This window comes from Microcystis sp. M44BS1 (genome assembly GCF_020244875.1).
GTDB classification, from domain to species: domain Bacteria; phylum Cyanobacteriota; class Cyanobacteriia; order Cyanobacteriales; family Microcystaceae; genus Microcystis; species Microcystis panniformis.
Map to the genome: position 1 here is coordinate 1 of NZ_JADBVM010000204.1, position 25,421 is coordinate 25,421.

24 protein-coding genes are annotated in these 25,421 nt (G+C 47.1%); 18 read left to right on the top strand and 6 right to left on the bottom strand.

Going from position 1 to position 25,421, the window contains the following annotated elements:
* Positions 1–136 precede the first annotated feature (136 nt).
* The 4 genes from IM515_RS16130 to IM515_RS16145 all read left to right on the top strand — a co-directional run bounded on the left by IM515_RS16130 (position 137) and on the right by IM515_RS16145 (position 2,986).
* Positions 137–448, top strand: coding sequence for a DUF2499 domain-containing protein (locus IM515_RS16130; protein ID WP_002790576.1), 312 nt, complete (start codon positions 137–139; stop codon positions 446–448).
* Positions 441–767, top strand: coding sequence for a DUF3593 domain-containing protein (locus IM515_RS16135; RefSeq protein WP_287628501.1), 327 nt, complete (start codon positions 441–443; stop codon positions 765–767). The genes IM515_RS16130 and IM515_RS16135 overlap by 8 nt, the downstream gene beginning before the upstream one ends.
* A gap of 171 nt (positions 768–938) precedes the next feature.
* The gene (locus tag IM515_RS16140; RefSeq protein ID WP_287628503.1) at positions 939–1,943 is read left to right on the top strand and encodes a glycosyltransferase; all 1,005 of its coding nucleotides are present in this window, start codon (positions 939–941) and stop codon (positions 1,941–1,943) included.
* A gap of 167 nt (positions 1,944–2,110) precedes the next feature.
* Positions 2,111–2,986, top strand: coding sequence for a Tab2/Atab2 family RNA-binding protein (locus tag IM515_RS16145; RefSeq protein WP_287628504.1), 876 nt, complete (start codon positions 2,111–2,113; stop codon positions 2,984–2,986).
* Between the two features lie 44 nt (positions 2,987–3,030).
* On the opposite strand, the gene IM515_RS16150 is transcribed toward IM515_RS16145, so the two are convergent.
* Together IM515_RS16150 and IM515_RS16155 are read right to left on the bottom strand one after the other, a co-directional pair.
* A complete protein-coding gene (locus IM515_RS16150; RefSeq protein ID WP_287628505.1) occupies positions 3,031–4,500 on the bottom strand; it encodes a carotenoid oxygenase family protein in 1,470 nt (489 codons plus the stop codon).
* Between the two features lie 105 nt (positions 4,501–4,605).
* Complete coding sequence (locus IM515_RS16155) at positions 4,606–6,777, bottom strand: glutamine synthetase III family protein (protein ID WP_287628506.1); 2,172 nt, start codon at positions 6,775–6,777, stop codon at positions 4,606–4,608.
* A 378-nt stretch (positions 6,778–7,155) separates the two neighbouring features.
* Here IM515_RS16155 and IM515_RS16160 point away from each other — a divergent pair, with 378 nt between their 5' ends.
* Positions 7,156–7,731, top strand: coding sequence for a PEP-CTERM sorting domain-containing protein (locus IM515_RS16160; protein WP_287628507.1), 576 nt, complete (start codon positions 7,156–7,158; stop codon positions 7,729–7,731).
* Between the two features lie 387 nt (positions 7,732–8,118).
* On the opposite strand, the gene IM515_RS16165 is transcribed toward IM515_RS16160, so the two are convergent.
* The gene (locus IM515_RS16165; RefSeq protein ID WP_002763657.1) at positions 8,119–8,418 is read right to left on the bottom strand and encodes a type II toxin-antitoxin system Phd/YefM family antitoxin; all 300 of its coding nucleotides are present in this window, start codon (positions 8,416–8,418) and stop codon (positions 8,119–8,121) included.
* A 165-nt stretch (positions 8,419–8,583) separates the two neighbouring features.
* On the opposite strand from IM515_RS16165, the gene IM515_RS16170 reads away from it, so the two are divergent.
* Complete coding sequence (locus IM515_RS16170) at positions 8,584–8,853, top strand: type II toxin-antitoxin system RelB/DinJ family antitoxin (protein WP_287628508.1); 270 nt, start codon at positions 8,584–8,586, stop codon at positions 8,851–8,853.
* Between the two features lie 151 nt (positions 8,854–9,004).
* Here the strand turns inward: IM515_RS16170 and IM515_RS16175 are convergent, their stop codons facing one another.
* The gene (locus IM515_RS16175; RefSeq protein ID WP_287628509.1) at positions 9,005–10,444 is read right to left on the bottom strand and encodes a folate/biopterin family MFS transporter; all 1,440 of its coding nucleotides are present in this window, start codon (positions 10,442–10,444) and stop codon (positions 9,005–9,007) included.
* Positions 10,445–10,792: 348 nt separating this feature from the next.
* Here IM515_RS16175 and IM515_RS16180 point away from each other — a divergent pair, with 348 nt between their 5' ends.
* Complete coding sequence (locus IM515_RS16180) at positions 10,793–11,236, top strand: hypothetical protein (protein ID WP_287628510.1); 444 nt, start codon at positions 10,793–10,795, stop codon at positions 11,234–11,236.
* Here the strand turns inward: IM515_RS16180 and IM515_RS16185 are convergent.
* Complete coding sequence (locus IM515_RS16185) at positions 11,233–11,367, bottom strand: hypothetical protein (protein WP_287628511.1); 135 nt, start codon at positions 11,365–11,367, stop codon at positions 11,233–11,235. The two genes, IM515_RS16180 and IM515_RS16185, sit on opposite strands and share 4 nt — an antisense overlap.
* A 262-nt stretch (positions 11,368–11,629) precedes the next feature.
* Here IM515_RS16185 and IM515_RS16190 point away from each other — a divergent pair, with 262 nt between their 5' ends.
* The 3 genes from IM515_RS16190 (at position 11,630) to sigC (ending at position 15,499) form a co-directional block, all read left to right on the top strand.
* The gene (locus tag IM515_RS16190) at positions 11,630–12,601 is read left to right on the top strand and encodes a LysR family transcriptional regulator (protein WP_287628512.1); all 972 of its coding nucleotides are present in this window, start codon (positions 11,630–11,632) and stop codon (positions 12,599–12,601) included.
* A 43-nt stretch (positions 12,602–12,644) separates the two neighbouring features.
* The gene (locus IM515_RS16195; protein WP_287628513.1) at positions 12,645–13,706 is read left to right on the top strand and encodes an anthranilate phosphoribosyltransferase family protein; all 1,062 of its coding nucleotides are present in this window, start codon (positions 12,645–12,647) and stop codon (positions 13,704–13,706) included.
* Between the two features lie 548 nt (positions 13,707–14,254).
* Positions 14,255–15,499: an RNA polymerase sigma factor SigC gene (gene sigC / locus IM515_RS16200; protein WP_287628518.1), complete on the top strand. Its 1,245-nt coding sequence runs from the start codon at positions 14,255–14,257 to the stop codon at positions 15,497–15,499.
* A 441-nt stretch (positions 15,500–15,940) separates the two neighbouring features.
* On the opposite strand, the gene IM515_RS16205 is transcribed toward sigC, so the two are convergent.
* Entirely contained in the window at positions 15,941–17,203 is a 1,263-nt protein-coding gene (locus IM515_RS16205; RefSeq protein ID WP_287628514.1) for a sulfonate ABC transporter substrate-binding protein, read from the bottom strand.
* 216 nt (positions 17,204–17,419) lie between these two features.
* Here IM515_RS16205 and IM515_RS16210 point away from each other — a divergent pair, with 216 nt between their 5' ends.
* The 8 genes from IM515_RS16210 (at position 17,420) to IM515_RS16245 (ending at position 25,033) form a co-directional block, all read left to right on the top strand.
* A complete protein-coding gene (locus IM515_RS16210) occupies positions 17,420–18,094 on the top strand; it encodes a cadmium resistance transporter (RefSeq protein WP_002766788.1) in 675 nt (224 codons plus the stop codon).
* A gap of 109 nt (positions 18,095–18,203) precedes the next feature.
* On the top strand, positions 18,204–19,277 hold the full coding sequence (locus IM515_RS16215) for a sulfate ABC transporter substrate-binding protein (RefSeq protein WP_193959663.1): 1,074 nt from the start codon (positions 18,204–18,206) through the stop codon (positions 19,275–19,277).
* Positions 19,278–19,297: 20 nt separating this feature from the next.
* Positions 19,298–20,296 carry a PstS family phosphate ABC transporter substrate-binding protein gene (locus IM515_RS16220; protein WP_193959664.1) on the top strand — a complete coding sequence of 333 codons (999 nt, stop codon included), beginning with the start codon at positions 19,298–19,300 and terminating at the stop codon, positions 20,294–20,296.
* Between the two features lie 20 nt (positions 20,297–20,316).
* Positions 20,317–21,261, top strand: coding sequence for a phosphate ABC transporter permease subunit PstC (pstC, locus tag IM515_RS16225; RefSeq protein ID WP_193959665.1), 945 nt, complete (start codon positions 20,317–20,319; stop codon positions 21,259–21,261).
* Between the two features lie 6 nt (positions 21,262–21,267).
* Positions 21,268–22,164 carry a phosphate ABC transporter permease PstA gene (gene pstA / locus IM515_RS16230; RefSeq protein WP_061430480.1) on the top strand — a complete coding sequence of 299 codons (897 nt, stop codon included), beginning with the start codon at positions 21,268–21,270 and terminating at the stop codon, positions 22,162–22,164.
* Between the two features lie 57 nt (positions 22,165–22,221).
* Positions 22,222–23,019: a phosphate ABC transporter ATP-binding protein PstB gene (pstB, locus tag IM515_RS16235; RefSeq protein ID WP_287628515.1), complete on the top strand. Its 798-nt coding sequence runs from the start codon at positions 22,222–22,224 to the stop codon at positions 23,017–23,019.
* Between the two features lie 72 nt (positions 23,020–23,091).
* Entirely contained in the window at positions 23,092–24,183 is a 1,092-nt protein-coding gene (gene cax, locus IM515_RS16240; RefSeq protein WP_287628516.1) for a calcium/proton exchanger, read from the top strand.
* Positions 24,184–24,319: 136 nt separating this feature from the next.
* Positions 24,320–25,033, top strand: coding sequence for a cadmium resistance transporter (locus tag IM515_RS16245; protein ID WP_287628517.1), 714 nt, complete (start codon positions 24,320–24,322; stop codon positions 25,031–25,033).
* Positions 25,034–25,421: the final 388 nt, after the last annotated feature.

Sequence of the window (25,421 nt, forward strand, 5' to 3'; positions counted from 1 at the left end):
CCTAAAACCCTAAAACCCTAAAACCCTAAAACCCTAAAACCCTAAAACCCTAAAACCCTAAAACCCTAAAACCCTAAAACCCTAAAACCCTAAAACCCTAAAACCTATTTTTAACTTTTTACTTTTTTCTTTGCCAATGAATGCTTTATCAATACCGACGTGGATAGTTCATGTATCGAGTGTCGTAGAATGGATAGCGGCGATCTGGTTAGTGTGGACCTATGGCGAAATCAGTAGCGATCGATCGTGGCGAATGTTATCTTGGGGAATGTTACCCGCTTTAATTGGGGCCATGTGTGCCTGTACATGGCATTTTTTTGATAATATCAGTGCCTTATCCTGGTTAGTCACCCTACAGGCAGCCATGACTGTCTTAGGAAATTTTACCCTCTGTGCTGCCGGTTGGTGGCTGTGGCGTTCCAGTAAAATTAGCGTTAACAATGAATAAAGAGAGTTTATTTGCCATCTCCCTGTTTCCCTATCTGGGGTTTCTTTGGTTGATCACTCGTTCGGGAAAAATGCCCCTTTTAGCCTTAATTGGCTTTTATGTGCTGTTAATCTTCGTTTTTATCACCATTCCTGCCGGTATCTACGCCAAAATCCACTATGGTCAAGAATTAGCCAACGTCGATTGGTTACACGGCAGCGCCGAATTTTTCCTCACCCTCTCCAATATTCTCGTCGTCTTAGGTTTTCGTCAGGCAATTTTAGCCAAAAAGGAAACAGAGAAAGGGGAACGGGGAGCAGTAAACAGTGAACAGGGATAAGGGGTGTGGGGTGTGGGGTGTGGGGTGTGGGGAGAAGGGAGCGCCGGAGAGGGGAGAATAAATAAAAATAATCTCCTGAATACTGACTCCTGAATACTGTCTCCTGTCTCCTATCTCCTGATCACTGAATTGTGATACAATCGCCCCAAAACGTCCCCGCGTCAGTCAAATATGTCCCCGATTACACCGTCCATCAGTGTCAACGAACCAAACCCACAGGCTGCTATCCAGACTTTATCGGTAGTGGTTCCCATATATAACGAAGTGGACAGTATTCCCCATCTCGTCGAGAGTATAGCCACGATTCTGCGTTCTTATCAAATTAACTACGAGATAATCTGTGTTGACGACGGTTCTAAGGACGGTTCCACCGAGGTTTTAACTAATTTAGCCAAAAATCGCGATGATCTCAAGGCGGTAATATTGCGACGCAACTACGGACAAACCCCCGCCATGGCTGCCGGATTTAATTATGCCACGGGACAGATAATTGTTACCCTCGACGGCGATTTACAGAACGATCCCAATGATATACCCCTATTATTGGCCAAATTAGAGGAAGGTTATGACCTCGTGAGTGGCTGGCGCAAAAATCGCCAAGATGACCGGGTAAAACGGCTTTTACCCTCAAAAATAGCTAATTGGCTGATTGGCAAGGTAACAGGGGTCAAATTACACGACTACGGTTGTTCTTTGAAAGCCTATCGAGCCGAATTAATCGCCGATATGAATCTCTACGGGGAATTACATCGATTTTTACCCACATTAGCTTTTATTGAAGGGGCAAAAATAACCGAAATTCCCGTTAATCACCACGCTAGAAGGTTCGGACAGAGTAAATATGGTTTAGGTCGCACAATTCGCGTGATTATGGACTTATTTACTGTCTTTTTTATGAAAAAGTTCCTCACCCGTCCGATGCACATTTTTGGACTCTACGGACTGATATCCATGGTAGTGGGGATTATTTTAGGTACTTATCTGACTATTCTCAAACTCGGTTTCGGACAAGAAATCGGCGATCGACCTTTGTTAATCTTGGCCGTGTTATTCTTTTTAACTGGGGTACAATTACTCTGTTTTGGTCTTTTGGCAGAAATTTTGATGCGAACTTACCATGAATCCCAAAAACGTCCTATCTACCGCGTTCGTACTGTTGTCGGGGATAGGGGATAGGGAGACCACTTCGTTATGAATTATGAAGTGGGGAAGTGGGGAAGTGGGGAGATGGGGGAATTTCAACTAAAACCCCAACACCCCCCGCAACGCGCACGCAGTGACCACCCTAAAACCCCAACACCCTAACCCCTCACTGATGACTGATAACTGATAACTAAAAAAATATGACTATTTGGGAACTTGATTTTTATTCGCGGCCGGTGGTGGATGAAAATAATAAAAAAAGATGGGAATTGTTAATCTGTGAAACTCCGGCAACAATCGATCGCCCCTCCGATACAATATTTAAATATGCCAGTTATTGTCCTAATACGATGGTTAATTCCCAATGGTTAGGAGAGGCAATTACTGCAGCTATCAAGGCAGCGGGAGTAACTCCCAAAAAAATTCGCTTTTTCCGTCGTCAGATGAATAACATGATTAGCAAAGCTTGCGAGGATATCGGTGTTCCCGCTTCCCCTAGTCGTCGCACTCATGCTTTAACGAGATGGATAGAAGAAAGAATGGTTAATTTCTATCCCCAAGAAGTTGGTTATGATCAAAATTTAACTAAAACCGCTTCCGTGAATTATCCCCCTTTAAATGCTGTTCCCCTTCCCGATGCTGTCCGGGGAGATAAGGCAGATAAATGGGCTTTTGTTACGCTAGAATTGTCTTCTTTTCATGCTCTAAAAGATTGGGATATTAGCTTCGGAGAAAATTTGCCTATACTAGGGATGGGATTAGATGAAAATCTAAAAATCCCCGGTTTAGTTATTTTTTCCCCCCGCGCTTTACCCCTAGCTGGTTGGATGTCAGGGTTAGAAATGGCCTATTTAAAGTTAGAAACTGGTTCCCGTCCCGTGCTACGTTTAGAAACGGGTGCTAGTGATAGCTGGATTCTCGTCAACGTCACTAATACCGAGACTTTAAAGGAAGCCAAAAACTTTGAAGAAGCTAAACAAAAAGCCAATAATCTGCATTTTTTAGCCGTTCAATCTAACCCTGAATCGGAATCCTTCGCTGGTTTTTGGCTACTACAAGAAGGCTCTCAAGAGTAAAGTTGAGTTAAGGTGGGTTTTCAATCCACCCCCACAGAATTAACTTAAAAACATTGTCTGGTCCAACTACCGTGTAACCCGTAGGGAATATGATGTTTAAGATGGATAACTGCTAGGGAATTAGTGATATCTTTAGCATCTAAGATTACCACATTCGATCGATGATTGGCTGCATCGTAGGTGACTACCAATAACCAACCATCATCTTCAGCAATTCCATCGGGTTTAGGCACAAAAATTGGTTCACCTGCAAATCCCTGGGGAGCAAAAGAATGTAACTGTTTTTCTCCCGTTAATAAGTCCAGTTTTAAGATTGCTTGCAAAGGAGCATTACCAGTGGCATGATGAGTGGCAGCGATGTATAAATAACGGTAATCTCGACCAACTTTTGCAGGATTAATGCTGGGAAACTCACAACAATGCTCTAGAATACATTCTCTTGTAACGGTATTTTCTGATAAATTTAGTGTAAATCGCCACAGATGTCCGGGAGCTAAACTATCAAAATCTACCGATTGAAAATTGCTATTTGAATCCAGTTGTGGTAAGGATTGATAACAAATAGAATCGATATAAATTTTCTCCCCTTGTTCAAAAGCATTGCTATGATGGAAGACAAAACCCGATGGAGTTTCTAAAACTTTCACTTCTCCTTTGTTAGGATCCCGGGGGATAATAATAATCTTAGTTAACTTGTCCGGTTGATTAATAACGCATTCTCCCGCACCTTTTAACCCAAAAAGAAAAGGAAAAGGATTATAACCAACCGGGTTTTGGAAAAAGATAGCGTAGTGGGGAGTAATAACAAAATCGTGGATAAAACAAAAGCCCGGTATGCTGTGGGTATGACGACGTAATAACTTACCCGTGGGACTAATTTCGTAGAGAGTAATGGCACTCGATAAACCCGTTTTGATGGCAAAATTTACCAGACAAGGTTGATGATTATCGAAGATACAAGCGGGATCGATGCGAGGATGAGCGGCAAAAGCATCGCCTTTTTCTAAGATACCATCGAGATAGTCTAAACCAATAGTATCAAGGGTTTTAGCATCGAGGCGATGGGGTTCGGCCGCTTCCCAAAGTGCCAGTAATTTATTACCCCAGTAGATAACATTAGTATTAGCAATATTTTTCAGACGCAAATCAAAAGCATTGCCGAAAATTCCCCCCGGTTTTTTTGTGCCGAAAACACCGCGATAAAGGGGTTTTCCCGCTTTCTGTTCCTGGAGATAACCCTGGGTTTTAACAAAACGATTACGATAATGTACACGCCCATGATTGAAGCTAATCGCGCTGATCATACCATCCCCATCGAAGGGATGAGCGATCGCAGTGCCAGCGATATCGAGTAAACCGGGGCCATTTTTAAAGACTGTACCCTGTAAATCGGCGGGAATTTGCCCCTCGATGTCTTCCACCTCGTAATCGTACTCGTTAGGTTGGGATTGATAGCCTTTTTGCCAATCCTGACGATTATAGGATTTTTCGCCAATTGTCGGAGTTAATACCATGGTAGTTTTAGGTTTATATTTACTTTTCTTAACATAACTTAAAACTACCAGAGCTAAAAAGAAGGGGGTGCCGAATCATTTATTCACCCCCTCCTTGCCGTCTTGTTATTTAACAAACAACATTTCTTGATAGGTAGGTAGAGGCCAGAAATTGTCGGCCACTTCCCCTTCCAGTGTGTCAGCATATTCGCGCACCTTATCCATCAAGGGACGGATCGTTTGAGCGGAATACTGCATATGTTCCTCGATCGAGTCAAAATCGTGTTTAGCCATGGCCGCACTCAGTTTGCTGACGCTATCCATCAGTAATTTAATTAGATTCGAGACGGTTTGGGCGCTTTCCTTATCCATCTCGATGCCGATCGCCACCGCATTAGCGATCGCCGAGGACAATTCTGACAAGTAGCGAACGGCAGCCGGATAAATAATCGTTTTAGCCATACTCACCACCAGTTTCGCCTCCACCTCGATGGCCAGCAAATACTGTTCCGCATAGACATCAAAACGACTTTCCAGTTCCACGGGGGTAAGCACACCCATGCGGGTAAACAGTTCTTCGATATAATCGGCCCTCAGCACGGGTAAAGCATCGGCAGTGGTGCGGAGATTAGCCAAACCGCGCTCTTCTACCGCCATTTTGTGCCATTCCGGGGAATATCCGTTACCTCCGAAGATCACATTTCTGTGTTTGTCCATGATCTCCTTAAGAACACCCTGGGCAGCAGTATTGAGGTCTTCCCCAGCTTTCATCCGGCTTTCTAGGTTATCCGCCACCCAAGTCAGGGAATCGGCTAGAATCGTGTTCATCGCCACCAGCGGCCCAGAAACTGACTGATTAGAACCCACGGCCCGGAATTCAAAGCGATTGCCCGTAAAAGCAAAAGGAGAAGTACGATTGCGATCGCCCGGATCCTTGGGGAACACCGGCAGGGTATCGACACCGAGATCCATCAACCCCGGGGCATCAGAACCCTCAATTTGTCCTTGGCTAATTTGGTCGAATACCTTTTCTAACTGACTGCCCAAATATACCGAAATAATGGCGGGAGGAGCTTCATTTGCCCCCAAACGGTGATCATTGCTGGCAGTAGCCACCACTGCGCGTAAAAGCGCCCCGTACTTGTGAACACCACGAATCACCGCCCCACAGAATAACAAAAACTGCATATTCGCGTGGGGAGTATCGCCCGGATCCAACAGATTACCCTGGGTAGCGTTGCCGACGGACCAGTTAACGTGTTTTCCCGAACCATTAATTCCCGCAAAGGGTTTTTCGTGCAGTAGGCAAACAAAACCGTGTTTTTTAGCCGTACTTTTCAGCAAAGTCATAATTAACTGCTGATGGTCACTGGCCACGTTAGCAGCCTCGAAAAAGGGGGCAATCTCGAACTGTCCGGGAGCGACTTCGTTATGGCGGGTTTTGGCTGGAATGCCGAGGCGATACATTCTTTCCTCCACTTCCTGCATAAACACCTGAACCCGTTCGGGAATCGCGCCAAAGTAATGATCGTCGAACTGTTGACCCTTGGCGGCGGGTTTACCAAATAGGGTGCGACCGGTGAGCAGTAAATCGGGACGACTATGGGCAAAATGAGCATCTACGAGGAAATATTCCTGTTCAGCGCCGCAGCTGGAGTTCACGGGGGCGACTTCCGTATGTCCTAAGAGCCTCAGCACCCTGGTGGCGGCTTTACTCATCGATGAAATCGAGCGTAAAAGCGGCGTTTTTTTGTCGAGGGCCTCTCCTGTCCAAGAGATGAAAACCGTCGGGATACACAGGGTTACACCATTATCCGTCTCCATGACGTAGGCGGGACTGGTGACATCCCAAGCAGTGTAACCCCGTGCTTCAAAGGTGGAGCGAAGGCCGCCGTTAGGAAAGGAGGAGCCGTCCGGTTCCCCCTGTACTAAGACTTTGCCCGTAAATTCTGTGATCACTGAACCATCGCTCTGCACGGAGATAAAACCATCGTGTTTTTCGGCGGTGGCGTTGGTCATCGGATAGAAGACGTGGGCATAGTACAGCGCCCCTTTGGACGTGGCCCAATCTTTCATCGCTGCCGCCACCGCACTGGCGATGGAAACGTCTAATTTTCCCCCGGTTAAAATCGTGTTTTTGACCGATTTGAATACGTCTTTCGGGAGACTGGCCTGCATTTTGCTCAGGGTAAAGACATCTGTTGCCCACAGGGCCTCTAAACGTTGAGGAATTTTGCTCGGTAGGGGTTTACGGTCTGTGACTTGAGAGATAGCTTGAACACGGGTTCCATAACTCATAAGTATTTTTCCTATTTTGCTGTGTCGTGGATAAAGGGTTACTTTACTTAGGCGATGACAAGTTTCCTACTAACTTTGATGTTGAAGTCCGGTCAGAGGCTATTCTCCGCTTAATAATTTTGATCCCACGGCACAAGTTTCTCTGCGGTTTTTATCTGCTTGCGCCGGCCTCTTTCCCGATCAATTAGCAACACCAGCCTTCATCTTAAGAACAGATAATCCAGAGCTTTGTATCAAACATTACAAATATCCCAAACCCGATCTTCCACAGGCGATCGCACTGAGAAAACGGGTTTCTTTGAGAAACCCGTTTTCTAGACTTATTTGACAAAGTCGAGGGGGGGGTAACATTTTCGTAACATTTCTTCAAAATTGTTCATGAATACTACAACTACCTTTAAATCTCTCTCTGGTGTTGTCTTCGCCGGCACAGTTAGCGCGATCGCCGGACTGACTGTCCTTCCCGCCAGCGCCGCTTCCTTCAACTTCTTCCAAGGTGGCTACTCCGAAGGTGCTACCGTCACCGGGATGTTTACCGGCGAAGATTTAGATAATGATGGTGTTATTGACTCCTTCACTGGTGAAGTCACCGACTACATGATGTCATTCTCTGGCAACTCCCTCGTCCCCGCCTTCTCCCACGGGCTGCCTGACTTCTTCGGGTTAGTTTATGTACTGGGCAGCGATATCGGCAACTTTTTTGATTTTGACGGGATAGCTTCCAACGATGTCGCAACTTTCTACGGTGCGTCAGGTGGAACTAACCTCTATCCCGGTTCGCCAATTTCTGGCGGCAACGTCGGGACATTTGCCGGTGCGCTCGATACTACCAATGAATTCGTCACTGTCAACACCGTTCCTGAACCGAGTACTGTATTAGGTTTAGGATTGTTAGGCTTGGGTGCATTGGTTAAACGCCAGTTAAAGCCAAAGCAAGACAGCGACAAAGCTTAATTAGTTCCCCAATCCGTGTCATAGAAAACGGGTTTCTTTGAGAAGAAAACGGAAGAAAACGGATTTCTTTGAGAAACCCGTTTTCTGTTTAAGCGCCATTTGGACTGAGAAAACGGGTTTCTTTGAGAAGAAAACGGAAGAAAACTGATTTCTTTGAGAACAAAGAAGAAAACGGGTTTCTTTGAGAAGAAAACGGAAGAAAACTGATTTCTTTGAGAAACCCGTTTTCTGTTTAAGCGCCATTTGGACTGAGAAAACGGGTTTCTTTGAGAAGAAAACGGAAGAAAACTGATTTCTTTGAGAAACCCGTTTTCTTAATCAGCTTTTTTATCTGTTTTATACCACCATCTTAAATCTTCCCGAAATTGGTGATCAAAGACAATTGCCCTACTCTTGACGTTCAATTCCTAACTCCTGACAAAGTTCTGTAACTGTCTGTCCCGGTATTGTTTGAACGTCCCTCTCCATTGAACGTTCCAGTGCTGCCAATAACTTTCTAGCATTAGCAGGCGATCGCAAAAGATAAACGGTTTCTAATAAGCCAGTTAATTCCTCTGCGCTCAATAGTGCCATATCTTTATGACCAGGGCGCGTAATAATCGCCATACTATTCTCGCTTTCCAGTCGATCCAGAAGGCTCGCTAAATTTTCTTGAGCTTGAGTGTAGGTAGTTTGGATAGAAAACATAAGGCGAGGGCAACGAGTTGATTCGATTTTAGCTTATTTCATCAACTTAGAAAACGGGTTTCTTTAAAAAACCCGTTTTCTGGACTTTTGGAGATCGCTAGGGATTGCTAACTCGCGCTAGACTAGATTAAGATAATTAATTAACTCCCAATCATTTGTTTAATCATGAGTCAAGCTGCTGCAATCAATACTAAACTAATTGATTCTCTTACTCAAATTATCCTTTCCTTAACTGACGAAGAACAACAGCTTCTGCTACAAAAAATCCAGCATCCAGCCTTATCTGATGTCGATTTTCATCAAGGTTTTCCCTTTGATGTTCAAATTCCTAATACAGAAACGCTCGCCGCCATTGAAGAAGTAGAAAAACATCCTGAGCGTCTTAAGCGTTATAGTAGCGTCGGGCAGATGTTCGAGGATTGGAACAGTGATTAAGACAACCCAAGTGCGGATTCCTGCCTTGATGCGTAGTGTCGAAGAAATTAAACTTGAATGGAGTTAAATATGGATTTTGTAGTCGCGCAGCTAGAAAACGGGTTTCTCAAAGAAACCCGTTTTCTCTCAAAGAAACCCGTTTTCTGGACTGTCAATCTCTTGTCTCGATTAATTCGGGGACAAGTTCCGGAATAAAACCAGGTTCAGCTAAAGAACCAGTGACGTGATGTTCAAAAACTTCTGCGGGGGGAAAAGTTTTCTTGACTTCCTGAGATTGCGGATCCGTAGAAGGTAGCCATTTAATTAGGGGTAAAGGTAGGAGAGTAGAGAGATTAGTAATCACCACCAATAACCAAAGGTTATCAAAATTAGTTTCGGTGACTCCCAACCAATGGGTTAATAAAGCGCCGATTTCTTGGGAAACTAATCCCGACATATTCCAGATAGACATTAATAAAGCGAATAGAGATGCTTCAATGCCCACAGGACAAAGACGCGCTGATAAAATTAAGACGGGTAAAAAGGCAATTTGTCCCATGACGGTGAGGATGAGACTATCCCCCAAACTAAACCAATGATCGTCAATACCGAGCGCTCGATTAGTATGGGTAACTAAGAGTAGGGTAGTCATTCCTAAAACCGCAGACATCACCGTACTCCAACCCAAAATTAAACGAAAGGAAATCGCTTTTAAAAACCTTTGATATACCCAGATGCCTAGGATCGAGGCTAAACTGGTGACTAAGCGCACTCGTCCTAAAAATTCCGGTTCAAATCCTAACTCGTTGGTGGTGAAGTAAAAAAAGGCAGAATCGGCGCTAGGAGTAGCCTGCCAGAGAAAAATAAAGGCAGTGGGTAATAAAATTGATTTTTGTCTAATTGCTGACCATAATTGCCCGATTTGCTCCTTGACTTTCGGCGTGGATTGTGATTTATCATTGTTATTCTTGACTTTTTCCTCTGTAATTAAAAACGCCATAGCTGAGGCAATCAGGGGAAAAATAGCGGTGAGAGCGAAGACAGGACGAGTACCGAGGTGTGCCAGTAACCAACCCCCCAGATAAGCCGTAATTAAGCCGCCTAGGGCCGATATTCCCCAAGTTAAGGACTGTAGAGAACCGGATTGAGTGAAGGACTCTTTGCGCGCTCTTTCTACTACCAAAGAATCGACGATGACATCACTAATGGTGACAGAAAGGGAACCAAGCAGGATCGCGGCCATCGCTTGCCAAGCATTCTCCACCACAGTGGCTAGGGCCAACCAAGCTAAAACCCCGAGAATTCCCGATAAAATTAGGTAGGGCCGACGACGATAGCCGAAAATAGGCAAACCATCCGAAAGAAAGCCAAAAGCTGGTTTAATCACCCAAGGAATCGCCGCCACTCCGATTAATGCCCCCATCTGAGAGGGACTCAAGGCCAAATCGTCTTTTAAAAAGAAGCTAACCGCTAATCGGGAGAGTCCGAGAATGCCCTGCACGAAATAAACCCCTAAAATGCCAATTAATTCGGGATTGGGGTCATTTCCGAACAAGATACTCTCTTTAAGGAATTTTTTCCCGCGATCGATGCCAAGGCGATTAATAAGCATGAAGTTTCATAAATATTTGTTACTGTCTCTATAATAATGATTGAGCGCTCGATCGGTGCGTTAGCTGTTAGGGTTTGACTGTTGATGTTTAGGTTTTGGCGGTTGGGTATTGGGTTTTTAGGGTTTTAGTTGAATTTCCCCGCTCCCCACTTCCCCATCCCCAATCGGGATAACAGACTTGTTGTAATGTTATGTGGAAAGTTTCTTGCGATCGCTATGTCAATATAGAGAAAGATTTTTAAAAAAGTGTATATTTGGTGTCATATATAGAAAGTTACCGTCTAATATGGTTAGGGTTCTGCTTCTACTCAAGCTTGAGTGTTAGCCTATGTCAACAAGGAGTAGCTTATGGATTTTGATCTAGGAAAAGAAACTTTCGAACTGTTATTAAATTCTCTAAAAGACAATAAGACTGTTCATCTTAATATAATCTGGACAACAATGGGCTTGCAATTGGCAGCAATTGGATGGCTCATAACCTCTGAAAATGCACGAGCATACTTGGCAATGAACAAAAAAATTATTCGGTTTTTATTGCTTGCTGTCGTCTTTTTGTTTGTTGCTCATATTTTCATGATAATTGACACTGTCACAGCGTCCGAAAGATTAGCTAAAGCTATTACAGAGAATGCATTCTATACAAAGTTTATTAACAATGAGGAAACTTTTAAGTTATACTCTTTAAATCGATTAACAGTTTCAGTAAGAGTGTTATTTACTACTATATTGTATTTGACTTTAGCCTTCTTAATTGTGTCTGCTGGGAAATATCCCAAAAAAACTGGTAATTAGCCGTAGGGTGCGTTCCCTAATGCAAGTCCTACTACTGCACCGATCGATTTTTGAGAACGCACCTTACTCATGTATTCCCGCCAGTAAACAGAGCCTGGTTTAACAATTTCTGGCACAGGAATAGATTGCATTGCCCACCTAGACTTTCAGGCACTGACCACTGTAGCTTGTCCTTTAGGTAAGGTAATCGGAACAGGTGCTTTGGAATTAGCAAAAGATAGCCTCACAGCTTCCGAGCAACTTTTAGCCCGATTTCCAGATGTTCAAAGTAGTTTAAGGCTGACCGCTGAAATAACTGATAACTGAGAAAACGGTAGCAATTTCTACCAAAAGTCAGAATAAAATTCGTTATTGTCATAAGGTCATGACGGAATGTAATTAAAAACAGAAAGAATGCGGATCGAGCAATTGCAAGCCTTTTTAGCCGTAGCCGATACGGGCAATTTTGGTCAAGCCGCGCGCCAGTGTGGAGTCACCCAATCGACTATCAGCCGCCAGATTCAATCCCTAGAAACCGATTTGGGCTTCCCTCTTTTTCATCGTACCGCCCAAGCGAAGTTAACCATTGCCGGGGAGAAATTACTGCCCCGGGCGAAACGAATTTGTCAAGAATGGACGAATGTTCACGAGGAAATCACTGACCTACAGGCGGGAAAACAGCCAGAATTGTGCGTGGCGGCGATTCATTCCGTGTGCGCCCACTATTTACCGCCGATTTTGCCGAAATTTTGTGCTGAATACCCAGAAGTTCAGTTAAGAGTTACAGCCCTAGGCAGTGATCGCGCCTTAAAAGTGCTGCGGGATGGTTTAGTAGATCTGGCCTTGGTAATGAATAATCGTTTTCTCACCTCTAGCCCGGAGATGGTGGTAGAAATATTATATGAAGAAGCGATCGAAATTCTCATGGCCGCTAATCATCCCCTTGCCCAATACAAAGAAGTGCCATGGTCGGAATTAATCCCCTATCCGCAAGTGGTTTTCAAAGATGGCTACGGAATGCAAAGATTAGTACAAGAATGGTTTTCCCGTCAGGATGCCCACCTGAAAACTGTCATGGAATTAAACACCCTTGATGCTTTTCGCGGTGTGGTGCGTCAGGGTAATATTATCGCTCTTCTGCCCCAATCTGCCCTGATGGAGGCTCGTGGCGATGCCACCCTCGCCATTCGTCCTCTTGCTTCCCCTAGGGGCGAAAATCCCCATCTTAATAATGGTAAATTTAGTCATCGTCTCACCCGTCAGGTAGTCCTTGTCACCACCAGCGATCGCCTACAGATACCACCGATCGCTCATTTTTGTCAATTAGTGCGGCAAATAAAGCAAAGTATGATTAAAAACCTAGAAAATCACCCCGTCCAGCCTTAGCAATCCCAATCAATCCTATTTACTCTTTATTTTCTTCCTTGAGATGAGCGATACTTTTCGAGAATTATTAAAAGCGATCGGTAGTGGCACCCATACGGGCAAAAATTTAACCCGTCCTGAAGCGGCAATGGCCACCAAGATGATGTTAACCCAAGAGGCAACCCCGGCCCAAATCGGTGCTTTTATGATTGCCCATCGCATTAAACGCCCCACCAGCGATGAATTAGCGGGAATGCTTGATGCCTACGCCGAGCTTGGCCCGCAAATAACCCTAGAATCAGCCTCTTTTCAGCATCAGATCGCTATTTTTGGCAATCCCTACGATGGACGTTCTCGCACTGCCCCAGTTACTCCGATCACCACTTTAATCTTAGCGGCGGCGGGAATTCCTGTAGTCCTGCACGGGGGCGATCGAATGCCGACTAAATACGGTGTTTCCCTCAAGGAAATCTGGCAGCAATTAGGAGCAGATTTTAGTCAATTATCCTTAGCAGCAGTGAAAGACTGTTTAATCACCACAGGATTGACTTTTTTCTATATTCCGCGCCATTTCCCTCTAGTACAGAATTTCATCACCTATCGGGAGCAAATCGGTAAACGTCCGCCCATGGCCACGGTAGAGTTAATGTGGTCGCCTTTTGTCGGTAATATTCATCAGATATCGGGTTTTGTTCATCCCCCCACCGAGGAGCGTTTTCGCGAAACTTTTGCCCTGAGAAATATCTCTCATTTCACCACTGTGAAAGGATTAGAGGGCAGTTGTGATTTAGCCTGTAATCGGACGGCGATTATTGGTCTGGGAAATCCCACCGATCCGCCTTCCTTTCAGCGATTTTTCCTAAATCCTCGCGATTATGGCTTCTGTCCCTCAGATTATCCCCTCGAATCTTTAGAGATGCTCACCGCTAAATTAAAGGGTTTATTAGCTGGAGAAAATAATGAATTAAGCGATGCGGCAATTTTTAACGGTGGTTTTTATCTTTGGCGCTGTGGAATTGTCCCAGATATCCCCACGGGTTTCCAGCAAGCACAACAATCTTTACAGTCGGGAAAAGCCCTGGCTAAATTAGAACAAATCTGTAATTATCTGGAAAATCAGCAATAGATAGGGTTTGCGGCAAAAAGTTTTTCGTGGGTGTAGGGTTTTACCGATTTTGAGGTAGTCAGTTACCTAATTTTCAGGGAAAAAGTCCCGGAATTTTACCCCCGATCACTGCAAGGGTCGGCACTTTTTGAGGAAAAAAAAGTCTAAAAGCCCTATCTAATACTAAATCCGTTAAATACAGGCTAGTTATGAGGAGAGGCACTCATGCAAGAGGCAACCCCCCCGACGTCGGGGGGGCAAGGGGGGGTCGAGGGGAATAAATAATCAGTTTTTAATAACTGGATTTAGTATAACAAGGTTTTTAGATTTATTCAGCCAACCCTAGATAGGGTTTGCGGCAAAAAGTTTTTCAGCAGACCCTAATTCGAGAAGTTGGGCTAAGAAGGTAAACCCCAGACTTGGTGTAACTTCTAGGTTTACAGATCGATACTTTTGAGAAAAAAATTTTCCCAACTGCATCATTTCCTCGCTTAAGTGGGAAAGCTATGACTACGGAAAACGATTTAAAAGTTTCTAATTCCTATCACAGTCGCCGTAGAGAAGCCATCATGTCTGCAATTAATCCCTCGACGCTCGAAACTGAATTTATCTCTCCCTCTTTTTCTGTCCTAAAATTGAAGGAAAACTCGATCGACCTAGATGAAGATTTTCTCGGCAGTGATTTAGAAGATGATTTAGTATCTAGTCCCGAAAAAATCCACAGCAAAGGGACAACTACTGATTTGGTACGTTTGTACCTACAAGACATTGGCAGAGTGCCTCTACTCAAACGGGACGAGGAAGTTGAACAAGCGCAACAGGTACAGCGTCATCTGTCTTTACTGAAATTATGCGCCGCCGCCGTTAAACAAGGTGATGCACAAGTACAGCAATTTGTCAAGTTAATTGCGGTTCGTGATCAGCTAACCGCTCGATCAGCCCATCGTCCCTCCCTAGAACGTTGGGCAAAAACCGCCCAAATCACCGTGTCTGAGTTAAAAAATGCTTTAAAAGCAGGAAAACAGCGTTGGGCGTACCTAGCGGGCTTAGAAGTGGGGGAATTAGAAGAAATTATTGCCCTTGGTACCCATGCCAAAGAACAGATGATCAAGGCCAATTTACGTCTGGTGGTGTCGGTGGCCAAAAAATATCAGAATCGCGGTTTAGAATTATTGGATTTGATTCAAGAGGGAACCCTGGGTTTAGAACGGGCCGTCGAGAAATTTGATCCCACCAAAGGCTATCGTTTTAGTACCTATGCCTACTGGTGGATCCGTCAAGGAATGACGAGAGCGGTCGCAACTCAAAGCCGGATGATTCGTTTACCAGTTCATATTACCGAAAAACTCAACAAAATTAAGAAGGCACAACGGAAAATCTCGCAAATCCGCGGTCGCAGTGCGACCGTAGAGGAAATTGCCCAAGAGTTAGCTCTGACTCCTGAAGCTGTGCGGGAAGTGTTGATGACAGTGCCGCGTTCGGTTTCCTTGGAAATTAAGGTAGGTAAGGAAAAAGATACGGAATTAATAGACCTTTTGGAAACCGAAGCAGTGTCTTCAGAAAATCATTTTGTCTATGAATCTTTGCAAAGAGATATCAGAGAATTATTGGCAGATTTAACCACTCGCGAACGAGAAGTGATTGAATTGCGCTATGGTTTTCTCGATGGTAAATCCCATTCTTTGGCTGATATCGGTCGCACTTTGGAATTATCCCGGGAAAGGGTGCGACAAATTGAGTCGAAAGCTTTGCAAAAATTGCGTCAATCCCAGCTACATCATCAAATTTGCGATTATTTTGAAGCGTTGAGTTAAGTAGCTGGTTATAATTAAATTGAAGATAAATTTTGGGTTCGATCCCCCCTTAATCCCCCCTTAATCCCCCCTTAATCCCCCCTTAATCCCCCCTTGATAAGGGGGGCGTTTGATAATTTTTAACGCCTACCTACGGGTGCATCTCATTTTTGTAAATCTACTAATTTGGGATTTTTCAAGGGAAACTTTCTCCTAAAATTGGGTGTGTTACTTTCAGTTTTATCACTCAATCCAAGCTTTTGGGGGATAGAACCCCCCAAACCCCCCGTTGGGGGCGTGGCGCCGCCCCCAAACCCCGGAGCGCATCAGCTTTTCGGTGGGATGCTTACACGCGATTGTTCATATTTTGGCGTTGTCAAATTGAAAGATGCTCCGAATCAGCACCGGAGCATTGCATCTTTCCTCTTCTGATCTGACAACGCCCAAAATATTGCTGTCGGGTTAATAGGTCCAATTTTGTTTCGTCTGTAGGGTGTAGGTTCCGTCGCGCACATTGACCCGATGGGGGATCAGCTTCAGGTCTCGGAAGATATTAGCTTGGTGTTGTAGGGCCGTCAGAGAGCGATCGTCGATCGGGATAATGGCACGTTCAGAGGCCCGTTGTTCGAGATTAGTGATGATCGCTGGATCGATCTCGTGGTGAGCTGCCAAGCGTCTCGTCGCCTCTAACTCCTGTTGTTTCGCCCAAGCACCCGCCTCGTTCACCTCTTCTAAAATCACCTTCAGTACATCGGGATAATCCCGCACCAATTCGGGAACTGCATAATAGTAGGTCGGCACTTCTAGAGAGGCGTTTTCCCCAAAGATACTCCCTAGATCGGCCACCGATCTTCCCGGATAGGTGCGCGTCTCGGTGGGGGAATAGGGAACCCACACCACCCAAGCGTCGATCTCACCGCGACGGAAAAGCACCAGCGCTTCCGGTTGAGTCGCATACACCGGTTCGATATCGCTTAATTCTAGATTCACTCTCATCAGGGCGCGGATGAGGACGTAATGGGCGCTCGAACCTCGATCGAAGGCGATTCTTTTGCCTTTTAAATCCGCCAAGGTCTGTATTGGCGAATCTTCAGGCACGAGAATCGCCTGACCTTTCGGGGCGGTATATTTTTCCTTGGCTACCCGGACAAAGACGTGTTCCGCCGCTTGCGAGAAAATACTCGCCGTACCGCCACCACCACAGAAGTCGATCATTCCGTTGCTCAAGGCCTCGATCAGCGAGGAAGCGGAAAGAAAACTCGTCCACGTTACCGTCACCCCAAAGGGTTTTAAGCGTCTTTCCAGAAAGGCCTGGGAGCGGAGAACTTCCAGATTAGTCATGCCCTCAGGGTAGCCGATCTTGAGGGTTCCTAGCCGCCGCGCTTGTTTGGCTAGGGGAGTGATAGCAGAGGGGGTTGAGCGCTTGAACCAGCGATCAATCGCAATACAGAAGAGAATTCCAGCGATAAATAATCCCACGGTTTCCAATACCCGGGGGGTCGTATTCTGGGGGAATTTAAAGCTATCGACGAGGTTGAGAATCGGGTTATCCGAGCGAGAATTTTGACCGACGGCGATCTCGCGTAGCGAGCGCTTTGCGTTCGTGTCGGAAAATCCAGCCAGGAGAAAGCTCCCCACCAGACTGGTCACAAAAAGCAGCGCGGGAAGAACTCCCCGGCAATTTCGCCACGGTTTCCAGAGACACTTGATCGAACGGTGGAGCATGGGATTTCTCGCAGAAAACAAGATTTATCGTCGGGTAAGGAGACAAGAGGGAAGGATTTCCCAACTCGATCGGGAGAGGTTCCATTAGTTTTATCTACATACTATAGAAATCCACGACTCCTCGATTGTGTAACAAAGTACATTTATAAATGTATTGAAAATGATATAGTTTTAAAATTAAATTGCGCCCGCCTTTGAGAGATCGAGGTAATATGGATGGATTGGTTGATCGAAATCGTCAAAATCGCGGTGGCCACCGGCATAGCCACCACCTTCGATGACAATATTTATCTAACCGGCTTTTTTAGCGAGGTAAATCGTACCTTTCGCCCGGTTCACGTTGTCGTCGGCGAGCTAGTCGGGTTTACAGCCTTAGTATCGGTTAGCTTGCTGGGTTTTCTCCTCGGCCTAATCATCCCGCCGATTTATATCGGTCTTCTCGGAATCCTGCCGATCCTCATCGGTGTGAGAAATTTAGTGACTTTAAATCGCGATAACGAGAGGGAAACCGCAGATCGCAAGGTGAATTTGCGAAGAAACGCCCAATTTCATGGGTTCGCCTCCCGCAGACTACCCCTCGGTCAAGTCCTCAGAGATCGCCAAACCTATCAAGTTTCCGCGGTCACGATATCCAATGGCGGCAATAATCTCGGTATCTATATTCCCCTATTCGCCAATAGTACCGTGGCGCAGTTAGCCGTCATCATCCCGATCTGCTATCTAATCGTCTGTACTTGGTTATTTCTCTCCTATCATCTAACCCGCCAACCGGGGATCGCGGTTGTCCTCAGCCGTTATGCGAGTAAGCTTTTCCCTTTTGTGCTGATGTGGTTGGGCCTACGGATTATTCTCGATAACGGCTCCTATCGCCTGTTGATTCCCACCGGGTGAATTAGACCCCTGTAAAAATCGCAAATCTTTGGCTCCCACGGGGGTCAGAATTGAGCAAGAGAGAAGAAAAAATTAGTTGGTTTAGAGCAACCTTATCGAGAAAATCCCGATGAATGTATCACTGTTGCCAATTCGATCGCTGTTTCGTCCCTTTCGTTCCTTATCGGGGAGGAGCTTCCTTTCCTTCCTGTTAGTGGGACTGTTGGCAAGTCTCGCCCTCGCCTCCTGCGGGGGAATAGCCTCGAAACCGGAGGTGAAACTGAATCTCGTTTCCTTTTCGGTCACGAAAGCCGCTCACGACCAGATTATCCCGAAATTCGTCGAGAAATGGCGGAAAGAGCATAACCAAAAAGTCATTTTCCAGCGGAGTTACGGCGGTTCCCTAGCCCAGGCCGATGACGTGAACGCAGGGAAACAAGAGGCGGACGTGGTACATCTAGCCCTACCTCTAGACGTGATGCGCATCGCCGACGCGGGGTTAATCCATCGCGGTTGGGAAGATCGGGTTCCGAGAAGGGGAGTGGTGAGTCAATCGGTTGCGGCGATTGTGACGCGGGCGGGAAATCCGAAAAATATCCAATCCTGGGCGGATCTGGCTAGAGAGGACGTTACAGTTCTATCCGCCGATCCGAAAACTTCCGGGATCGCTATTTGGCAGTTATTAGCCCTCTGGGGTTCGGTGACGCAAACGGGGGGCGAACCAGCACAGGCATGGGATTTTGTCCGCCAAGTCTATGAAAAGATTCCCACCCTGGCCAGGGACGCACGGGAAGCCAGCAATGCCTTTTTCCAAGAAGGAAAGGGGGATGTTTTAGTCACCTACGAAAACGAGGTAATTCTAGCGGCAAGAAATCAACCCGATACCAGTTACTTCGTCCCTTCGGTCAATATCTCGATCGATAATCCCGTGGCGGTGGTGGATAGAAATGTCGATAAACACGGCACGCGAGAGGTGGCCGAGGCCTTTGTGAATTTCCTCTATTCCGAGCCGGCACAACAGGAATTCGCCAAATTGGGCTATCGATCGGTCAATCCCTTCGTGGCCAAGGATGAAGGATTACAATTTCCGCCGGTGGAGACCCTTTTCAACGCCCAAGATCTCGGCGGTTGGACGTTGATCGAAAAGGAATTTCTGGCCAATAACGGCATCTTTGAGCAGATTAAAAACCAGTCGGCTTCCTAACATTTTTCCCGCTTTAATCTATGAAATTCTCCCATTATTTTCTCCTGATCTCCCTTCTGATCGCCGGTAATTCCCTGGCCGGTTGCGGTCGTCCGGCCGACTCGGCCGAGAAACAACCACCAGTCTCGATCGACGGCGGCGCGGTGGGTTTTGCCCTCTCCCTCGCCGTTGCCGAAGAATATCAGAGAATCCATCCCGAAGCGCGGGTAAGCGTCGCCACCAGTGGAACCGGGGGCGGTTTTAGTAAGTTCTGCGCCGGAAATCTCGACATTGCTGGGGCATCGCGGGTGATCCGGAAAGAAGAGATCGAGAAATGTCGGGAAAACGGCGTGGAATTTCTGGAATTACCGATGGCGATCGACGGATTGGCGGTGATCGTCAATAAAAAAAATCAATTCGCCAAGTGTTTAACGATTAAAGAACTCGATCGAATGTGGAACACGAAAGCGGAGGGTAGGATTACCAGTTGGAAACAGATTAATCCCAAATTTCCCGACGAGAGATTATTACTTTTCGCCCCGCCTTCCGATACGGGAACCTTCGATTATTTCACCCAAGCGATTACGGGAAAACGGAGAAATAGCCGTACGGATTTCACCCCGAACCGCAATCAAAACGCGCTCGTGCAGGGGGTGATCGGCAATCCATCCGCGCTTGCCTATTTAGGCATCTCTTTCTATATGCAGAACCAAGATCGATTGAACTTGGTGGCGATCGAAAACAATGAAGGAAAATGCGTCAAACCGGTTCCCATCGATAACGTTCTCCGCAATATCTATAATCCCCTTTCCCGTCCCCTGTTTATCTACGTCAACAAGAATAATTTAAAAACGAATCCATCCCTGGAAAAATTCGTGCGCTTCTATTTAGAAAATTCCTGGAAATGGGTCGATGGCGTGGGTTACGTCGCTTTACCTGATGAGGCCTACGTCAAAACCCTGCGGAAATTCGAGCGCGGGGAAACGGGATCGAAATTTGGCAAAGCTAAACCGGGAGAACCGATCACGAACTTTATCTAAAAAAGGAATTTTGTTAAACCATGACCTTAACCCCGAGTTCTTTCGATAATTCTTTTTTCGCGGGAGATAATTCACTCCTCAAGCACCCCGGCGACGATATTCAAGAGAAGATAATCGCGGTCATTCTCTTCGCTTGCGCCTTCGTTTCCGTGGCGACGACAATCGGCATCGTGGCGATTATTTTTAGTGAAACCTGGGGATTTTTTCAAGAGGTATCTTTCGCCCAATTCTTTCTCGATACCCGTTGGACTCCACTGTTCGCCACCCCTCATTTCGGTATCTGGCCGCTAATTAACGGGACATTTTTAACCACAGCGATCGCTATGTCCGTCGCGGTTCCTTTAGGCCTATCCTCCGCGATCTACCTCGCCGAATACGCGAAACCGAACCTAGCGGCGATTTTACGCCCTGCGGTGGAACTGCTGGCCGGGATTCCCACGGTGGTGTACGGGTACTTCGCCCTACTCGTTGTCACGCCCACTTTGCGGAATCTTTTCCCCGTCGAGATTTTTAACGCTCTCAGCGCCGGGTTAATGATGGGGATCATGATCACTCCCACGGTGGGATCGATTAGTTTAGACGCGATCCGAGCGGTTCCCCGTTCCCTGCGCGAGGGTTCCTACGCCCTAGGAATTACCAAGCTGGAAACGATTTTTAAAGTGGTTCTCCCCGCCGCCCTCTCCGGGATCATGGCCTCGATTATTCTGGGAATGTCCCGGGCGGTGGGGGAAACGATGACGGTGTTGATCGCCGCCGGCTCGCAACCCCGGCTTACCCTCAATCCCTTCGAGTCGATCGCCACGATGACCGCTTTTATGGCCGAGATTTCCGGGGGAGATGCGCCCCGGGGCAGTCTCAGTTTTAAAACCCTCTACGCGGTCGGCGCGCTGCTTTTTCTGATCACGCTGGTGCTGAATCTAGCCAGTTACTGGATATCCCACCGTTTTAAAGAAAAATACGATTGATTTCCCATGGTTAAATCCTCTGTCAAATCCGATACCGTTGAATTTATCGACCATCTCGAACGCCGCGAGGCGATCGGCAAATTCTGCGAGTATCTTTTCCTCTTCGGTTTACTGATCGGTTTGTTCGTTCTGGCGCTGTTGGTGTTGAATATCGCCCACGATGGACTCGGACGACTCTTAACCCCCGGATTCCTCACGGAAACGCCTTCCCGTTTCCCGGAAAGGGGCGGTATCCGTCCGGCGATCATCGGTAGTTTCTATCTGGGAATTATCGTGCTTCTCGTGGCGGTGCCGATCGGGGTCGGGTCGGCTTTGTATCTAGAGGAATACGCCCCGAAAACTTGGTGGACGGCACTGATCGAGGTGAATATCGGCAATCTGGCCGGGGTTCCCTCGATCGTCTACGGCTTATTAGGATTAGCGGTTTTTAACTATCTGCTCAATTTTGGCCCGACGCTGATTTCCGGCGCGTTAACCCTTGCGCTTCTCTCGCTGCCGGTGATTATCGTCACGGCGCGGGAGGCGATCCGGGCGGTTCCCGATTCCCTACGCCAAGCCTCCTACGGTCTAGGCAGTACCAAATGGCAAACGATCCAACACCATGTTTTACCCTACGCGGTGCCAGGGATTCTCACGGGGGTGATTATCTCCGTGTCGCGGGCGATCGGGGACGCGGCTTCCTTAATGGTCGTCGGCGCGGTTAGTTTCCTCACTTTCGATCCTGGTTTATTCCAACGCTTTATGGCACTACCGATTCAAATTTTCAGCTATATCACCCGTCCCGAACCCGGTTTTGCCAATGCGGCGGCGGCCGCGATTATCGTTCTGATCCTGTTAATTCTCGCCCTCAACGCCATCGCTATCTATCTACGTCAACATTATTCCCAATCGAGTCAACCTTGATGGCTCCACTTTTCCCTCTTAACCAATCGTTTAATCACACTCAGGAGAATTTTTGCCATGACTACCCACCTTAACGCCGATCACAGTGTTTTCGATGCGGAAGGTGTCAAAGTTTTTTATAACGGGTTTCTCGCTCTTGTGGACGTTCATATTAAAATTCCTGCACGAAAAATCGTCGCCTTTATCGGCCCGTCCGGTTGCGGGAAAAGTACCCTCTTGCGCTGCTTTAACCGAATGAACGATCTGATCCCCGGTGCCAAGGTGGAGGGAAGATTACTCTACCGAAATCAGAATATTTACGATTCGCAGGTCAACGCCGTCAAGTTACGGCGACAGGTGGGGATGGTTTTCCAACGTCCCAACCCTTTTCCCAAGAGCATTTACGAGAATATCGCCTACGCGCCCCGAACCAACGGTTATCAGGGCAATCTTGAGGAATTGGTCGAGTATTCCCTGCGGCAGGCGGCGATCTGGGAGGAAGTAAAGGACAAACTGAAAGAAAAAGGAACGGCACTATCGGGGGGACAGCAACAGCGCCTCTGTATTGCCCGTGCAATCGCGATGAAGCCGGATGTTTTATTGATGGATGAACCCTGTTCGGCTCTCGATCCCATTTCTACCCGTCAGGTGGAGGAATTGTGCCTACAACTGAAGGAAAGTTACACGATCATCACCGTCACCCACAATATGCAGCAGGCATCGCGGATCGCCGACTGGACGGCGTTTTTTAACACCGAAACCGATTCGTCTGGGAAACGCCGGGGGAAATTAGTCGAATTCAGCCCCACGGAAGTTATGTTCGGCAATCCGCAAACCGACGAGGCCCGGGAGTATATTACTGGGCGATTCGGGTAATTGAAACGGAAAAAAGGCTGATAGTCTGTTTTTCAAAACCGTGCGCGGTTTGATCCCGAAACATCCCTTGGTATGAATATAAAAAACTGGATTTTCGCCATTTTGTTGGTTTTTGTCCCGATCTCGATCGCTGGGAATTTCCTCCATTGGGACGTGACGATCATTTTTCTGAGTGCTTGTCTGGCGATCGTTCCCCTGGCCGCTTACATGGGAAAGGCAACCGAGGAAATCGCCGTCGTGGTCGGACCGAATCTCGGCGGTTTACTGAATGCCACCTTCGGCAACGCTACCGAATTAATTCTCGCCTACGCCGCCCTAGAAGAGGGTTTGATCGAGGTGGTGAAAGCGACCATTACCGGTTCGATTATCGGGAATCTGCTGCTGGTAACGGGCGTATCGATGTTTTTCGGCGGCTTACGCTATAAAGAACAGAAATTCCAGCCCGTGACCGCCCGTTTAAATTCCTCGTCGATGAATCTCGCCGTCGCTGCGATCCTCCTACCCACGACCGTTCAATACACTTCCGCCGCAATCCAGGAGATCGTCCTCCAGCGTCTCTCGGTAGCGGTGGCGGTGGTATTAATTTTTGTGTATGGTCTGAGTCTGCTGTTTTCGATGAAGACCCACACCTATCTTTACGAGGTGGGGGTTGCCGATCTCGATCAAGAGTCGGGGGAAGCCGTAAGCGTAAAAAAGCCGAATCTCTGGCTGTGGGTGGGGATATTACTGCTCGTGACCCTCGGGGTGGCGATCGAATCGGAATTATTGGTGAACACCCTAGAGGAAGCCACGAGCGAATTAGGATTAACAACCCTTTTCACAGGGGTGATCCTGCTGCCAATTATCGGCAACGCAGCCGAACACGCCACTGCGGTTAGGGTTGCCTTAAAAGACAAAATGGATCTGGCGGTTTCTGTCACCGTCGGTTCGAGTCTGCAAATCGCACTTTTTGTCGCACCCGTCCTCGTGATTGCGGGTTATTTCCTCGGTCAGCCCATGGCTCTCGATTTCGATCCGTTTGAATTGGTCGCCGTCGCCGTCGCAGTGTGGCTGACTAACTCGATCAGTAACGACGGTCGCTCGAACTGGCTAGAGGGTATATTACTCGTCGCCACCTACGCAGTGATCGCCCTCGCTTTCTTTTTTCATCCCGCACCGGGATAAAGCGATCGGTCGTGGGAAATACAGTTTCTCGATCGGGATAGGTAGTAAAATTCTGGCGTTGCCGAACCTTTGAAGGAAAAGCCGAACAAGGTATAACGAACGGACGAACCCGACGGCCATCTTAAGGAGAAAAACGATGATCGAGATTGTGATCGCGATATCCACCGGTGTAGCGGCATTCGTCGCCACCAACCTCGACGATATATTGATCCTGACGATTCTCTTCAGCCAAACGGGGAAACTCTTCCGTCGTCGCGATATCGTCATCGGTCAGTATATCGGCTTTAGTCTGCTGGTTATTGCCAGTTTAGCGGGGTTTTTCGGCTGTTTTCTCATCCCTACCCCCTGGATTCGCTATCTAGGCCTCGTTCCTGTGATTCTCGGCATCGTTTCCCTTCTCAAAGAAGAGGAGGAGGAAGAGCCGGAGAATGTCGAATTGGACCTGGAGGGTGCGAAACATTCCCCCTTCGGCGTAGCTCAGGGTAAACCCTTCGGTGGTTGGTTTGACCCGCGCACCTATAGCGTGGCCGCGTTGACCGTCGCCAACGGGAGCGATAATATCGGCATTTACGTTCCCCTGTTCGCCAGTAGTAGCGTAACAAGTCTGATCGTTATCGTCAGCGTGTTTTTGATTCTGGTGGGGGTTTGGTGTGCGATCGCCTACGGGTTGACCAGTGTGCCGACCATCGCCACTATCTTAACCAGTCAGGGAAGTACCTTTGTTCCCTGTGTGCTGATCGGTTTAGGGATTTTTATCGTCAAAGAAAGTATTCCCCTGGCGTTTTTGGCCTTAGCAATTAGCTATCTCTGGGCGATCATCGGTCGCAGTCAGGAACTTGCCAGAAAATAAAGTACCATTTATTTCCTGGGCAGAATAGTCCCATCCCAAGGGGGTAATTCTCAGGGTAATTCTGGCGATTGACGCTCCCATCGCACTCAGGCGAGGGATTGACAGGGTTTCATCGGTCTAGTGGTCTGTCAATTCTAAAATAACGGGTTGAGACAAGCAGGGGAAGCAGAGGGAACAGGGGTAGATTTATCCTTCAATTCAATCTTGACAGACCACTAGAGTATATCAGACTTATCTGAAATGACTAGATTGACATCCTCGCCGCCCTAAAAGTGCGGCGATTCCTAAACCTCACGATTTAAGTTTCTGCTTCCACCACCGTCGCATACCACAGTTAAAAAACCATGTACTGTCTTACACAGAGTCCACAGACTTTCGCCCCATTTCA